This is a genomic window from Marinobacter sp., assembly GCF_041984545.1.
Lineage (GTDB): Bacteria > Pseudomonadota > Gammaproteobacteria > Pseudomonadales > Oleiphilaceae > Marinobacter.
In genome coordinates this window covers 39,203-53,946 of the sequence record NZ_JBHIXV010000007.1, presented here as the reverse complement: position 1 = coordinate 53,946, position 14,744 = coordinate 39,203, and the positions used below count along the sequence as shown (strand labels likewise).

Sequence of the window (14,744 nt, the reverse complement as noted above, 5' to 3'; positions counted from 1 at the left end):
GATTGCCCGGGGTGACCGTTTGCCAGCTCAGAGGTTCTTGATGGGTTCTAAAACGTTTCGGGTCGCGCTGCCAAAGGCGCCGCTGCTCGCCCTGGCGGGCATTCTGATGCTCTCAGGCTGCTCGGCAGATCGCTATTTCATGGTACCGAAGACAGATCTGGAAGAGCTTGGAACCTCGATCAAGACGCAACGAGCAACCCTGGTGACGATGGAAGACAATGCTGCGGTTCGCCACAACCAGGTCATGGACCAGAGTCGCTCATCAACCCAGACCATTCTCGATGCCATAGCTACCCAGGTGGAAAAGCCCGAGTGCCCACCCATTCCGGCCCAGAAACAGTGCGCCGCCACCGACAGATCCAAAGGTCGGGCCGACAGGCTCAAGGGCAAGGTGATTGTTGGTGAGGTCGAGAACTTTTATCTGGCTGGCCCCGGGCTGATCTATAAGGCACGAATCGACAGTGGCGCAGAGACCTCATCGATCCACGCCGAGAACATTACCCGATTTGAGCGGGATGGCAGCAACTGGGTGCGCTTTGATGTGGTTGTGCCGGGCACCGAGCGCCATGTCACCCTGGAAAAGGAAATCTCACGCCGGGTAAGGGTTATCCAGGCCAGCGCCGATGAGGCCGAGCGACGCGTGGTGGTTGAGCTACAGTTCTTCATCGGCGACCATCAGCAGGTGGCCGAGTTCACATTGGCCGACCGTACGAACCTCACCTACGAGGTACTCATTGGTCGAAACATCCTGCGCGACGTCATGTTGATTGATGTCGGCAAGGAATACGCCACCGAGTTACCGGAATCTCTCCGCAACAGTAACGGAAACGAATCGTGACCACCCGTTCGCGCCTGCCATTTTACATTGCCGTCTTCCTGCTCATTGCCGCGGGCATTTCCCTTGCCATCTGGCGGCATGTGGAGTTTGGCATCCCCTGGCTGACCGGGGAACAGCGACCGGTGTGGATGGTGGAAGCAAGGGTAGACTTCGAGGCCGAGGAGGGCCCTGCCCTGGTCAGCCTGAACATACCGGAACAACCACCGGGCTTTCGCATCCTGACTGAGCAGGCTGCCTCGCCCGGCTACGGCTTCTCGATTATTGACAGCTCTGAAGGCCGGCGCGCCGAGTGGACCAAGCGGGAGGCCAACGGCCCACAGACGCTGTATTTCAAGGCCCAGTTTGTGCCGGATGCATCGGCGGAGACCGAGATACCCAGCCGCGCCCCCGCTACGCCTCGCACGTTCTGGGAAGAGCCGCAGGCTACCGCTGTCCAGGAAACCCTCGACCAGGCCCGAGCCCGTTCCAGCACCCCGGAGAGCATGACCCGCGAGCTGATCCGGCTGATGCAGCCCGATACACGCACCCAGAACACGACGCTTCTGGTATCCGAGGATAACTACCTCCAGCTGCTGGTCGATATGCTCAACCACGCCGGCATTGCAGCCCGAACCGCGGATGGCCTGAAGCTTGAGGACGCCCGCCGGCGCCAGCAACTGACACCCTACCTGCAGATCTACAATGGCAAGCGTTGGCTGACCTTCGACCCGAAAACCGCCGAGCAGGGTGTTCCGGAGGACCTCCTGTTGTGGCGCCAGGGCTCCACCTCTCTTCTGGACGTTGTCGGCGGCGAGAACTCCGAAGTCAGTTTCTCCATGCTCCGGCAGACGGTTCCGGCGCTGCAGTTGGCCACTCTGGAATCCGCCTCGAACGGTCTCGGCATTCTGAGTTTTTATGAGCTGCCCATTGAAGAGCAAAGCATGTTCCGCATGTTGCTACTTCTACCTCTGGGTGCCCTGATGGTCGCCTTCATGCGGATCGTCATCGGCATTCGCACTTCGGGTACCTTCATGCCGGTACTTATTGCCGTGGCGTTTGTCCAGACCACGCTCGTTCCAGGCCTGATCGCATTCCTGTCGGTGGTAGCCATCGGCCTGCTGATGCGTGGTTATCTTTCCAGCCTCAACCTGCTGCTGGTGTCCCGGATATCGGCCCTGATTATCCTGGTGATCTTCATTACCGCTGGCCTCAGCATCATCGGTTACCAGATGGGCTTCAACACCGGTATGACGGTCACCTTCTTCCCGATGGTGATCATCGCCTGGACCATCGAGCGCATGTCCATTCTCTGGGAGGAGGAAGGCGCCCGGGAGGTCATGGTGCAGGGCGCGGGCAGCCTGTTCGTCGCCATCTGCGCCTATCTGCTGATGAGCATGCCGCTGGCCGGGCATCTCACCTTCAACTTCCCCGAGCTGCACCTGGTCATTCTGGGACTGATCCTGCTGATGGGCCAGTACACCGGATACAAGCTCAGCGAGCTCAAGCGGTTCACGCCAATGAAGGTCTACGACTGATATGGACTGGATTTCACCGCGGGTACTGAACCGACTCGGCATGCTGAACATGAACCGGCGCAATGTGGATTACATTGCCCGGTATAACGAACGTTCTTCCTACCCACTCGTGGACAACAAACTGAAAACCAAGCTGGTGGTGGCGGAGTACGGCGTCAAAACACCCAAATTGCTGCAGGTTGTTCGCCAGCAGCATGAGATCTCTCACTTCCGCGAAATGGCAGAGGATCTAGCCGGTTTTGCCATCAAGCCGGCCAAGGGTTCCGGCGGCAAGGGCATCACCGTAATCACCGGCCGGGATGGTGAGGATTACATCAAGGCGTCCGGCGCCCGGGTCGACTCGGCCTTCCTGCAGCGGCACCTGACGAACATTCTGGCCGGCCTCTACTCGCTCGCCGGAACGCCCGATGTGGCCATTGTGGAAGCGCTGGTGGAGTCTGCGCCCTCGCTGGCAAAGTATTCCCATCAGGGGGTTCCCGACATACGCATTATCGTCTTTCAGGGCTACCCCGTGATGGCCATGCTGAGGCTGGCAACCACCGCCTCCGACGGCAAGGCCAACTTGCACCAGGGGGCCGTTGGTGTGGGGCTGGATATCGGAACGGGCAGAAGCCTGAATGCCGTGCAGTTCAACCGCCCCATCGAGCTCCATCCAGACACCGGTCTGGCGCTGGAGAACATCCAGATCGAAGCCTGGGATGAAATGCTGGAGATGGCAGCGCGCTGCTACGAAGCGACCGAGCTTGGCTACATCGGCGTGGATCTCGTTGTCGATGCCAAGCAGGGCCCTCTGCTGCTGGAGTTGAATGCCAGACCGGGGCTTGCCATCCAGATGGCCAATGGCCGTGGCCTACTCCCTCGCCTGAGAACCATCGAGGCAATCCGAAGACCGCACTTCTCGCCGCAGGACCGGTCCCGATTTGCCATGGAAACCTTTGCCAGTCTCTAAGCGCCAGATCACAAAACGGGCAGACACAAAAAAACCGGGGCCGAAACCCCGGTTTTTTTGTGACCGCTTACCGGTCAGAGCTCGCCTCTGGCAATCAGAAGCTTGCGTTCGTGGGTCAGCCCCTTGAGCAGACCCCAGGTCATGACCAGCAGGATCGCCGTAAACGGCAGACCGGCACTGATGGCGGTTGCCTGAATGGCGCCCAGAGCATCCTCGCCGCCCCCGAAAATCAGGGCTGCGGCAATCGCACCCTCTGCGACCACCCAGAACACACGCTGTGCTGTCGGCGCATCGGTTTTGCCACCGGCGGTAATGCTGTCGATAACCAGCGACCCGGAATCAGACGAGGTCACGAAGAACACCAGTACCAGCACAATGCCCACGAATGAGATGATGCCAGTCAGCGGCAGGTTGGAGAACATCTGGAACATGGCCAGAGAGACCTCGGTCAGTCCGTTCTCTGCCAGGGCACCAATGCCATCCTGAATCTGCTCCAGGGCAGTGCCACCGAATGCGCTCATCCACACCACGGTGATCACGGTAGGAATGATCAGGACCGCAGTTACGAACTCCCGCACGGTACGCCCTTTGGACACCCGCGCGATGAACATGCCCACGAACGGTGACCAGGAAATCCACCAGGCCCAGTAGAACACGGTCCAGCCCTGGAACCAGGCTTCGTCTTCACGGCCAAACGGGTTACTCAGCGGAACCGCGTTAGCGATGTAACTGGAGGAGGTAACCCAGAGTGTTTCCAGAATGGTCATGGTCGGGCCGGCAAAAATGATGAAGAACAGCAGAATGCCGGCCATGCTCATGTTGATGTTACTGAGGATCTTTACGCCGCCATCAAGGCCCCGCAGCACGGAGACCAGAGCCACGGCGGTAACGCCAACAATAATGGCCATCTGGACGTTGGTACCACCACCCGAATCGAACAGGTAGTTAAGACCGGAGGCAGCCTGCTGGGCACCAAAACCCAGCGAGGTGGCCAGACCAAAGATGGTTGCCACAACGGCCAAAACGTCAATGACGTGACCCGGCCAGCCCCATACCTTGTCCTTCAGGAGCGGGAAGAAGGCAGAGCGAATAGTCAGCGGCATGTTTTTGTTGAACGCAAAGAACGCCAGCGACAGCGCCACTACCGCATAAATGGCCCAGGGGTGGAGACCCCAGTGGTACATGGTGGCACCCATGGCCATATTGGCCGCCTCGGCGGTGTTGGCTTCGACGTTGAACGGGGTTTCATACCACCCTGTGTAATAGGCGACCGGCTCGGCAACCGCCCAGAACATCAAGCCGATGCCCATGCCCGCGGCGAACAGCATGGCGAACCAGGACATGGTGGAAAATTCCGGCTTGGCATCCATACCGCCCAAGCGGATTTTACCGACGGGCATGAAAATCAGGGCCAGGCACACCACTACAAAGATGTTGGCACTGATCAGGAAAAACCAGTCAAAGGTTGCAATGATGTCCCATTTGGCACCATCGAGCATCTCTTTGGCCTGCTCGGGGAACATCAAGGTACCAATTACGAACGCTATAACCAGTATTGCCGTAATCGGGAATACCGGTGCGTGGAGATCCAGCCCGAACGGCGTTATGTTGTCCTGGCCGGCCACGTAGTCCGTCTGATATTCGTCTTTCACTACTTCGCCCACGTTATGGCGCCTCCTGAGTTGATAAGCCGTTTTTTCAGAATCGGAATTCAATTATTACAAGCGCGTTAGTTTAATGCTTTGAGTTCAAAACATCAAAATGGCACTATTTTCGCTCTCCCTTGTTCTTGAGATATATCAAGCATAGCCCAAGCTACGAGTCAGGCCAGCGAATCCGGCAACAATCTGGCGTTGGTCCCCGCGCGTCGCGGGCTACACTTCAAATAGACCCGGCGCTGCCGGAAAGACGCCGCAACCGAGGGCCCCATGGAAAGAACCAAGACGTTTCCCCTGCGCTATACGGTTTACGTGCTGAGTGTTGTCGGTTTTCTGGTATCACTGGCACTGTCCGTGTTATCCGGTGCTAGCTACCTCTTCCCTGTCATTTTCGGCCTTTTCGCAGCCCTTGGAACCTATGACCTGCTGCAAAGACGGCATACGGTCAGCCGGATGTACCCGATCACGGCGCATTTCCGGTACATGCTGGAATCCATCGGGCCGGAAATCCGTCAATACTTCATCCAGTCCGACACCGAGGAGCGCCCGTTTTCGCGCGAGCAGCGAAGCATTGTCTACCAGCGTGCCAAGAACGTGCTGGACAAACGACCTTTTGGATCTCTTCTGCACATGTATGAGGAAGGGTTTGAATGGATGAACCATTCACTGGCACCAACCCGTCTGACCGACAGCGATTTCCGGGTGGTGATCGGCAAGCGCTGTGAAAAACCATACAGCGCAAGCGTGTTCAACATATCAGCCATGAGTTTCGGATCGCTGTCGGCCAACGCGATTCTCAGCCTGAATACCGGCGCCAGAATGGGCGGCTTCTATCACGACACCGGCGAAGGTTCGATTTCGCGGTACCACCGGGAGCCGGGCGGCGACCTGGTCTGGGAGATCGGCTCCGGGTACTTTGGCTGCCGCCACAAAGATGGCTCATTCAATGAGGAGATGTTTCAGAAGAACGCCACTCTTGACCAGGTAAAAATGATTGAGCTCAAACTATCCCAGGGGGCCAAGCCGGGTCACGGCGGAATTCTGCCTGGCGCCAAGGTTACCCGGGAAATCGCCGAAGCCAGAGGCGTGTCCGTGGGAGAAGATTGTGTCTCCCCGGCCAGCCACTCCGCGTTTTCCACGCCGCTGGAAATGCTCGAGTTCATTGATCGCCTTCGGGAACTGTCCGGCGGTAAGCCCGTAGGCTTCAAGCTGGCCATCGGACATCCCTGGGAGTGGTTCGGGATCGTCAAGGCGATGCTTGAGAGCGGGCGTCGCCCCGACTTCATTGTGGTAGACGGTGGTGAGGGCGGCACAGGCGCCGCACCGCTGGAATTCATCAACCGACTCGGCATGCCGATGACCGAAGCCCTGCTTCTGGTTCACAACACCCTCGTGGGCACCAACCTTCGGGAAGACATCGCGTTAGGCGCCGCCGGCAAGATCACCTCGGCGTTCAACATTGCCAGAACCCTGGCCCTAGGCGCCGACTGGTGCAACGCGGCGCGCGGGTACATGTTTGCACTGGGCTGCATCCAGTCGCTCAGCTGCCACACCGGCAAATGCCCAAGTGGCGTCGCCACACAGGACCCCAGGCGCGGTAACAAGCTGGACGTACAGGACAAAAGTGTACGGGTCTACAACTATCACAAGTCCACCCTGGACGCTCTCCAGAACCTGCTGGAAGCCTCGGGGCTGCGCCATCCTTCAGAGCTCGGCCCGGAACACATAGTGCGGCGGGAATCGCGAGCCGAGGTACATTCCTACATGGAGATCTTTCCGTTCCTCGAACCCGGAGCGCTTCTTGAGGGCGAAACGGGACTGACGATTTTCGACAAGTACTGGGAATCGGCAAGGGCGGATTCGTTCGGGCCGCCGGAGTTTATCCAGAAGCTTCGTGAAACCAAGCTCCGCTGACGGGCCGGAAAAAATGCGCACCAAATTCACGCCCGGATGTTTATTTTTGGGTTGCGCTCGTGTAGACTTCGCTCCCGCTAAGCCACTGAGATTACTCTCAAGTTTCCCGGTGGCAAGCGGCGAATCGGGGCGTAGCGCAGCCTGGTAGCGCATCTGCATGGGGTGCAGAGGGTCGCAGGTTCAAATCCTGCCGTCCCGACCAGATTCGAGAAGAAGCCCGGACCAAAAGGTCCGGGCTTTTTTATTGCGTGCTCGCCAATAAAAAACCGGAGCAGTCATGGGACTGATCCGGTTTCGCGGAACCTTCAAAGAATGCTTGAACCTTCTGGCTGCCCTATTTTACGGGGGCGTTCAGAACCTCAAGCACCTCTTCCAGCTCGGTAATCATCTGACGGATGAGCTGTTTGTACTGGGAGGTATCGTCTTTGACCTCATGACTGCTCAGCTTCTGCTTGGCGCCACCGATTGTGTAACCCTGATCGTACAGCAGGCTGCGGATCTGGCGGATGGTAATCACATCTGCCCGCTGGTAGTAGCGGCGGTTACCACGGCGCTTGACCGGCGACAGCTGGGGGAACTCCTGCTCCCAGTACCGCAGCACGTGCGCTTTCACGGCACAGAGCTCGGCCACCTCACCGATCGTGAAATACCGTTTTCCCGGAATCGCGGGAAGTTCGTTGTTATGACTGGGTTCCAGCATACGCTTCAACTTTTTGCTTTAGTTTTTGTCCCGGGCGAAACGTAACAACACGCCGTGCACTGATCGGAATCTCTTCACCGGTCTTCGGGTTCCGTCCCGGCCGCTGTTTCTTGTCACGCAGGTCGAAATTGCCAAAACCGGACAATTTAACCTGCTCGTTGTGACTGAGTGCGCCTCTGATTTCGTCGAAAAAAGCTTCCACCATTTCCTTGGCTTCGCGTTTGTTCAGGCCCAATTCCTCGTACAACCGCTCTGCCATTTCCGCTTTCGTCAAAGCCGCCATCTCTCAACTCCTCAGTGTTGCCCCCAGCTCTTCTTTCAATGCGTCAATCACACCGTTGAAGAGCGAATGCACTTCGTCTTCGTTCAGCGTGCGCTCAGGATGCTGCCAGAACAGGCTCAGGGCCAGGCTACGGTTGCCCTCACCCAGGCTTTCACCTTCATAGACATCGAACGCACGCAGGGCGGTCAGCCGCTCGCCGGCGTGCTTTCTGGCCACACGCTCAACGTCGGCAAACGCCACATCGCTCCCGATAATGATAGCCAAATCCCGCCGAACTTCCGGGAATTTTGAAATTTCTTTGAAATTAGGCACATAACCAGTGACGATCGAATTCAAGAATAGCTCAAACATCAGGATCGTGCCATTAAGTTCAAGATTTTTCTGCACTTGCGGGTGCAGAGTCCCCAGCCAGCCCACATGCTCGCCGTCGCGTAGCAGTTCTGCGGTCTGTCCGGGATGGAGCGCCGGGTGCTGGCTGCCGATGAACTGGATTTCCACGCCCAGCAGCCGGAACAGGCTTTCCAATTCCCCTTTTACATCAAAGAAATCCGCCGTTCTGCGACCGTTTGCCCAGTTTTCAGGATACTGGCTGCCAACCACTACGCCCGCCAGCATCGGCTGCTGGTCAATTCGCTCGCCCTCCTTCAGAAAGCGCAGGCCGGTTTCAAACAACCGGATTCTCGGCTGCTGCCGGTTCTGGTTATGGGCCACGGTTTTCAGCAGGCCGCTCCAGAGGCTGGTGCGCATCACCGACAGGTCCGAGGATATGGGATTGGCCAGGGCAATGCCCTCCCGCTCGGGATCCACCAGTTGCTGGACTTTCGGGTCCACAAAGCTGTAGGTCACGGCCTCCTGGTAGCCCTGATCCACAAAGAAATTGCGAATCGCCGAAACCGGCCGAACGGCTTCAGCTACCGGCCGAAGGCCCAGGGAACCCGTGGGCTCTGTCACAGGAAGGTTGTTGTAGCCGAAGATCCGGCCAACCTCTTCAATCAGGTCTTCTTCGATGGAGATATCCGGCCGGAAGCTCGGCACGCTGACGCGCCAGCCGTCCTTCAGCAGCTTTTCCACGTGCAGGCCAAGCCGGGTGAGGATTTCCTCCACCGTGGTGCGGTCAATGGCCATGCCCAGCACGTCGTTCAGTCGCCCGGCGCGCAGATCCACCAGCCGATCCTCGGGCAAATGCTCGTCGCTGGCCACCTCGACAATCTCGCCTGGTTCGCCGCCGACAATGTCCATCAGCAGCTGGGTAGCGCGCTCCATGGCCTCCCGCGCGAGCTTGTAATCCACACCCCGCTCAAAACGATGGGAGGCGTCAGTGTGAAGGCCGTAATGGCGAGCCTTCCCTGCCAGAGTAATGGGATCAAAGTAGGCCGCCTCCAGAACCAGATCGCGGGTTTTCGGGCTCACGCCAGAGTGTTCGCCACCCATGACACCGGCAATGGCAATCGGCTTTTCGTGGTCGGCGATGATCAGGGTTTCCGCGTTCAACTCCACTTCCTGACCATCCAGCAACACCAGCTTTTCACCAGCCCGGGCCATGCGCACAACGATGCCACCCTGAATCTCGTCACGATCAAAGGCGTGCATGGGCTGGCCGAGCTCGAGCATCACGTAGTTGGTGACATCCACGGCGGCGTCGATCGCGCGAATACCGGAACGGCGGAGCTTTTCCTGCATCCACAGGGGCGATTCCGCCTGCAGGTTCACGTTGCGGAGAATCCGTCCGAGGTAACGCGGGCAGCCGGCAGGTGCTTCAATCCGGATATCCGGGACTTCCGAGTGAGTGGCCTCCACCGGCTCGATCTCAGGGCTTTCAACCAGGAGGCTGTTGAGAACGCCCACTTCGCGGGCAAGACCCTTGATGGACAGGCAGTCGGCGCGGTTGGGCGTCAGGTCCACATCGATGGTCACATCGTTAAGCTTCAGGTAATCCGCCACGTCCTTTCCAACGGGGGCATCTGCCGGCAGCTCCATCAGGCCATCGTGATTCTCGGACAGCCCCAGTTCCGCCTCGGAGCACAGCATGCCCTCGGAAGGCTGGCCACGCAGCTTGGCCTTCTTGATCTTGAAATCGCCGGGCAGTTGGGCACCCACCACGGCAAACGGTACCTTCAGACCGTCTCGCACGTTCGGCGCACCGCACACAACCTGAACCTCGGAGCTGCCGTCACTCACCTGGCAAACCCGCAGCTTGTCAGCATCCGGGTGTGGTTTCACCGAGATCACCTCGCCCACTATCACGCCACTGAACTGGCCGGCAACCGGCTCGAAACCATCTACCTCCAGACCCGCCATGGTGATCTGGTCCATCAATTCCTGGGTTCCGATTTCCGGATTCACCCATTCGCGCAGCCACTGTTCACTGAATTTCATGGTTCTTGCCTTGTCCTGATGCGGTTTTGCCTGATTGGTTCGATGCCTGACGCTGGGCCTTACCGGAACTGGCGCAAAAAGCGCAGATCGTTCTCGAAGAACATACGCAGGTCGTTCACGCCGTAGCGAAGCATTGCCAGGCGCTCAACGCCCAGACCAAAGGCAAAGCCACGGTATTGCTCAGCATCAATTCCGCAATGTTCGAATACCTTGGGGTGTACCATGCCGCACCCCATTACCTCGAGCCACTTGATGGAGCCGTCAGCTTCACGGCCCCATTCAATGTCCACCTCTGCGGAGGGCTCGGTGAAAGGGAAATAGGACGGCCGGAAACGTACCTGCAGGTCGCGTTCAAAGAACACCCGCAGAAACTCCTCCACGGTGCTTTTCAGATCCGCGAAGCTCACATTCTCCTCAACCAGCAACCCCTCCACCTGGTGGAACATGGGGGTGTGGGTCATGTCAGAGTCACAACGGTACACCCGACCGGGACAGATCATCCGGAAGGGCGGCTTGCCGGCTTCCATGGTGCGAATCTGTACCGGCGAGGTATGGGTACGCAACAGTGTGCCCGGGTTGAAATAGAAGGTGTCGTGCATGGCGCGGGCCGGATGATGTCCGGGAATATTCAGCGCCTCGAAGTTGTGATAATCGTCTTCGATTTCCGGTCCCTGCTCTACGGTGTAGCCGGCCCTGGCAAAAAACTGCTCGATTCGCTGCAGGGTACGGGTTACGGGGTGCAGCCCACCAAGATCCTGACCACGGCCCGGCAGGGTCACGTCAATGGATTCGCTGGCAAGCTTTTTCTCGATGGCAACCCGCTCAAGATCGTTACGGCGGGCATTGATCGCCTCTTCCACCCTGGCTTTGGCTTCGTTGATTTTCTGGCCCGCCGCCGGACGCTCCTCGGCGGAGAGCTTACCCAGGGTCTTTGCCTGCTGGGTTATCGAACCCTTCTTGCCAAGGTATTCCACTCGAATTTGATCAAGTGCCTGCAGGCTGTCTGCTTTATCGACCGCCGCCAGACCGTCCTGAACCAGTTGTTCCAGGTTTTCCATTGACCCTACTCCAAACCAGAAATGGGAGTGCTAAATCTGCAGTTTCACAAACAAAAATAGGGGAAGAGCGTGCCCTTCCCCTATCAGAAGGCGCCATCATGATCTCACGAGGCGCCCATATCGATCAGCAATCGATGAAAGAGCTAAGCGATCACAGGGACGCTTTGGCCTTCTCAACAACAGCGGCAAAGGCCTGCTGCTCGTTCATGGCCAGATCGGCCAGAACCTTACGATCGATTTCAACGTTTGCCTTCTTCAGGCCAGCAATCAGACGGCTGTAAGACAGACCGTTCGCGCGGGCGCCAGCATTGATACGGGCAATCCACAGGGCGCGGAATGCACGCTTGCGGTTACGACGGTCGCGGTAAGCGTACTGACCGGCCTTGATAACTGCCTGCTTGGCTACGCGGAATACACGACTGCGCGCACCGTAGTAACCTTTGGCCTGATTAAGAATCTTTTTGTGACGACGGCGTGCGACCACACCACGTTTTACACGAGCCATACTTTAATCCTTCTACCTTTACTTTCTAAGGAATGATTGGCGCGGCTGGATCAGCACGCGGTCATACGCTTGATAGATGCCACATCAGACTTGGCGATGAGCTTGGTGCCGCGCAGCTGACGCTTACGCTTCGGGCTCTTCTTGGTCAGGATGTGACTGGTGAAGGACTGCTTGTGCTTGAAGCCGGTGGCGGTTTTCTTGAACCGCTTGGTGGCTCCGCTTTTGGTTTTCATCTTCGGCATTTTTTAAAACTCCGCATTCTATTTTAGATAAACAATCGCGTGTTCCTGAACGACAAATCCCCCGCATGCGCGGGGGACAAGCACCCGATCAGGCTCACTTCTTCTTGCGGGGCGCCACTACCATGGTCATCTGCCGGCCTTCCATTTTCGGCCGCATCTCTACCTGGGCAAGCTCTTCCACGTCTGATTCAATGCGCTGCATGAGCTGCATACCAATTTCCTGGTGTGCCATCTCACGGCCACGGAAGCGGATCGTGATTTTGCCGCGGTCCCCGTTTTCAAGGAAACGTATCAGGTTGCGTAGTTTGACCTGATAATCCCCTTCTTCAGTTCCGGGACGGAACTTAAGCTCTTTAACCTGCGTCTGCTTCTGCTTCTTCTTGGCAGCCGCCTTGGCCTTCTTCTCTTCGAAGATCTTCTTGCCGTAATCCATTATCTTGCAGACGATCGGATCGGAATCCGTAACCTGCACCAGATCGAGAGAGGCCTCCTCGGCCTGCTTGAGGGCATCCTCAATCGGTACAATTCCGACCTGATTGCCTTCGGCGTCGATCAGGCGGACTTCAGTTGCGTCAATGTTCTCATTGATAGGCGCCTTGGGAGAACGCCCACCCCGATTCGTTCGCTGTTTAATAATCAGATCTCCGTTTTGGTTCTGCCTTTGCGCTGAATGTCCTCTGCGAGCAACTGTTCGAACGCTTCAAGCGATAAGGTACCCAGATCTTCGCCCTTTCGGGTGCGTACGGCAACCGCGTTATTTTCAACTTCCTTGTCGCCGACGACGACAAGATAGGGAACCTTGTTAAGAGTATGCTCGCGGATTTTAAAGCCGATCTTCTCGTTTCTCAAGTCAGCATTAACCCGATAGCCCAAAGAATCCCACTTTTTCGCCAGATTCTGGCAATAATCGCGCTGATTGTCGGTAATATTGAGGACCGCCACCTGCGTGGGCGCCAGCCAGGTCGGGAACGCCCCTTCGTATTCCTCAATCAGAATACCGATGAAACGCTCGAACGAACCCAATACCGCACGGTGCAACATCACAGGCGTCCGGCGCTCGGAATTGTCTGCCACATACTGCGCCCCCAGCCTACCCGGCATGGAGAAATCGACCTGGATGGTGCCACACTGCCACACCCGGCCGATACAGTCTTTCAGCGAGAACTCAATCTTCGGGCCGTAGAATGCGCCTTCTCCGGGCAGCAACTCCCAGTCCACGCCTTCCCGGTTGAGAGCTTCTTCCAGAGCCGCTTCCGCCTTGTCCCAGACCTCGTCAGAGCCAACCCGCTTTTCCGGACGGGTCGAGAGCTTGTAGAGGATCTCGGTAAAGCCGAAATCGGTGTAAATCTCGTGCAGCATTTCAATGAACGCAGACACCTCTTCCTGGATGGCGTTTTCTTCACAGAAAATGTGGGCGTCATCCTGGGTAAACCCACGTACCCGCATCAACCCGTGCAGAGCACCAGAAGCCTCGTTGCGGTGACAGGAGCCGAACTCCGCCAATCTCAGCGGCAGATCCTTGTAGCTCTTGAGACCCTGATTGAACACCTGCACATGGCACGGACAGTTCATCGGCTTGATGGCGTAGTCGTGCTTCTCGGACTCGGTGGTGAACATGTCATCCTTGAACTTGTCCCAATGGCCCGACTTTTCCCAGAGGGTCCGGGAGACCACCTGTGGCGTCTTGATCTCCTTGTAGCCATGCTCCTGCTGCTTGCGGCGCATGTACTGCTCGACTTCCTGGTACAGCGACCAGCCATCGGGATGCCAGAACACCATGCCCGGCGCCTCTTCCTGCATGTGGAACAGGTCAAGCTTCTTGCCGATCTTGCGGTGGTCCCGCTTTTCCGCCTCTTCCAGGCGGTGCAGGTAGGCTTTCAGGTCTTTCTTGTTGCCCCAGGCGGTGCCGTAAACCCGCTGCAGCTGCTCGTTGCTGGTGTCACCACGCCAGTAGGCGCCGGCCACCTTGGTGAGCTTGAACGCCTTGAGTTTGCCGGTGCTGGGCACGTGCGGGCCCCGACACAGGTCGATGAAATCGCCCTGGCGATAGAACGAGAGATCCTCATCACCGGGAATGTCCTGGATAATCCGGACCTTGTACTCCTCGCCCATCTCTTCAAAGAGCTTGATGGCCTCTTCGCGGGACAGGATGGAGCGATGCACCGGAATATCCTGCTTGGCGAGTTCTTCCATGCGCTTCTCGATGCGCGCCAGATCTTCGTTGGTGAAGGGGCGATCGTACTTGAAGTCGTAGTAGAAGCCGTTGTCGATCACCGGGCCAATGGTGACCTGGGCGCCCGGAAACAGTTCCTGGACTGCCATGGCCATCAGATGGGCGGTTGAATGGCGAATAACATCCACGCCCTCTTCATCGCGCTCAGTGACGATCGCCAGATCGGCGTCTTTCTCGATACGGTAGCTGGTGTCTACCAGCTTGCCGTCCACCTTGCCCGCCAGAGCGGCCTTGGCCAGGCCGGCGCCAATGTCAGCGGCGACATCGTGAACGGTAACGGGTTCGGCAAAACTGCGGTGACTGCCGTCAGGCAGGGTTACGACGGGCATGCAATACTCCTGTTGGTTACTCAGCGGTGATCTATACCAGAGACCACTTGGTGACGGCACTGCGCGACACAAACCGCGGGCCATTTCGAGGCGAAGTCTAACAGAAAAAAACCCGGCAGGTTAATGCCGGGTTTCACGGTTTTCT

The 14,744-nt window shown here is 57.7% G+C and carries 13 protein-coding genes and 1 tRNA gene; 5 read left to right on the top strand and 9 right to left on the bottom strand.

Going from position 1 to position 14,744, the window contains the following annotated elements; all coding sequences use genetic code 11:
- The first annotated feature begins 40 nt into the window (after window positions 1-40).
- The 3 genes from ACFC20_RS05115 to ACFC20_RS05105 are packed head-to-tail and all read left to right on the top strand — an operon-like array spanning window position 41 to window position 3,301.
- Window positions 41-838 carry an ATP-dependent zinc protease gene (locus ACFC20_RS05115; RefSeq protein WP_375192056.1) on the top strand — a complete coding sequence of 266 codons (798 nt, stop codon included), beginning with the start codon at window positions 41-43 and terminating at the stop codon, window positions 836-838.
- Window positions 835-2,352 carry an inactive transglutaminase family protein gene (locus ACFC20_RS05110; RefSeq protein WP_375192055.1) on the top strand — a complete coding sequence of 506 codons (1,518 nt, stop codon included), beginning with the start codon at window positions 835-837 and terminating at the stop codon, window positions 2,350-2,352. The genes ACFC20_RS05115 and ACFC20_RS05110 overlap by 4 nt, the downstream gene beginning before the upstream one ends.
- 1 nt (window position 2,353) lies before the next feature.
- A complete protein-coding gene (locus tag ACFC20_RS05105; RefSeq protein WP_375192054.1) occupies window positions 2,354-3,301 on the top strand; it encodes an alpha-L-glutamate ligase-like protein in 948 nt (315 codons plus the stop codon).
- Between the two features lie 74 nt (window positions 3,302-3,375).
- On the opposite strand, the gene ACFC20_RS05100 is transcribed toward ACFC20_RS05105, so the two are convergent.
- Window positions 3,376-4,965, bottom strand: coding sequence for a BCCT family transporter (locus tag ACFC20_RS05100; protein ID WP_375192053.1), 1,590 nt, complete (start codon window positions 4,963-4,965; stop codon window positions 3,376-3,378).
- 264 nt (window positions 4,966-5,229) lie between these two features.
- Here ACFC20_RS05100 and ACFC20_RS05095 point away from each other — a divergent pair, with 264 nt between their 5' ends.
- Both ACFC20_RS05095 and ACFC20_RS05090 read left to right on the top strand, forming a co-directional pair.
- A complete protein-coding gene (locus ACFC20_RS05095; RefSeq protein WP_375192052.1) occupies window positions 5,230-6,873 on the top strand; it encodes an FMN-binding glutamate synthase family protein in 1,644 nt (547 codons plus the stop codon).
- A gap of 125 nt (window positions 6,874-6,998) precedes the next feature.
- Window positions 6,999-7,075: transfer RNA gene (locus ACFC20_RS05090), tRNA-Pro, on the top strand.
- A gap of 132 nt (window positions 7,076-7,207) precedes the next feature.
- Here the strand turns inward: ACFC20_RS05090 and ACFC20_RS05085 are convergent.
- From ACFC20_RS05085 to thrS, 8 genes are all read right to left on the bottom strand, one after another.
- Window positions 7,208-7,573 (bottom strand): MerR family transcriptional regulator, encoded by a 366-nt coding sequence (locus tag ACFC20_RS05085; protein ID WP_296932289.1) that lies wholly within the window; start codon window positions 7,571-7,573, stop codon window positions 7,208-7,210.
- The gene (gene ihfA / locus ACFC20_RS05080) at window positions 7,554-7,856 is read right to left on the bottom strand and encodes an integration host factor subunit alpha (RefSeq protein WP_007151838.1); all 303 of its coding nucleotides are present in this window, start codon (window positions 7,854-7,856) and stop codon (window positions 7,554-7,556) included. The genes ACFC20_RS05085 and ihfA overlap by 20 nt, the downstream gene beginning before the upstream one ends.
- Before the next feature lie 3 nt (window positions 7,857-7,859).
- Entirely contained in the window at window positions 7,860-10,232 is a 2,373-nt protein-coding gene (pheT, locus tag ACFC20_RS05075) for a phenylalanine--tRNA ligase subunit beta (RefSeq protein WP_375192051.1), read from the bottom strand.
- Window positions 10,233-10,291: 59 nt separating this feature from the next.
- Window positions 10,292-11,290: a phenylalanine--tRNA ligase subunit alpha gene (pheS, locus tag ACFC20_RS05070; protein WP_375192050.1), complete on the bottom strand. Its 999-nt coding sequence runs from the start codon at window positions 11,288-11,290 to the stop codon at window positions 10,292-10,294.
- Window positions 11,291-11,441: 151 nt separating this feature from the next.
- On the bottom strand, window positions 11,442-11,795 hold the full coding sequence (gene rplT / locus ACFC20_RS05065) for a 50S ribosomal protein L20 (protein ID WP_008170485.1): 354 nt from the start codon (window positions 11,793-11,795) through the stop codon (window positions 11,442-11,444).
- A gap of 50 nt (window positions 11,796-11,845) precedes the next feature.
- A complete protein-coding gene (gene rpmI, locus ACFC20_RS05060; protein WP_007151842.1) occupies window positions 11,846-12,037 on the bottom strand; it encodes a 50S ribosomal protein L35 in 192 nt (63 codons plus the stop codon).
- Window positions 12,038-12,131: 94 nt separating this feature from the next.
- Window positions 12,132-12,677: a translation initiation factor IF-3 gene (gene infC, locus ACFC20_RS05055; RefSeq protein ID WP_375192113.1), complete on the bottom strand. Its 546-nt coding sequence runs from the start codon at window positions 12,675-12,677 to the stop codon at window positions 12,132-12,134.
- Window positions 12,674-14,599, bottom strand: a complete 1,926-nt coding sequence (gene thrS / locus ACFC20_RS05050) for a threonine--tRNA ligase (protein ID WP_375192049.1) — start codon at window positions 14,597-14,599, stop codon at window positions 12,674-12,676. The genes infC and thrS overlap by 4 nt, the downstream gene beginning before the upstream one ends.
- Window positions 14,600-14,744 lie beyond the last annotated feature (145 nt).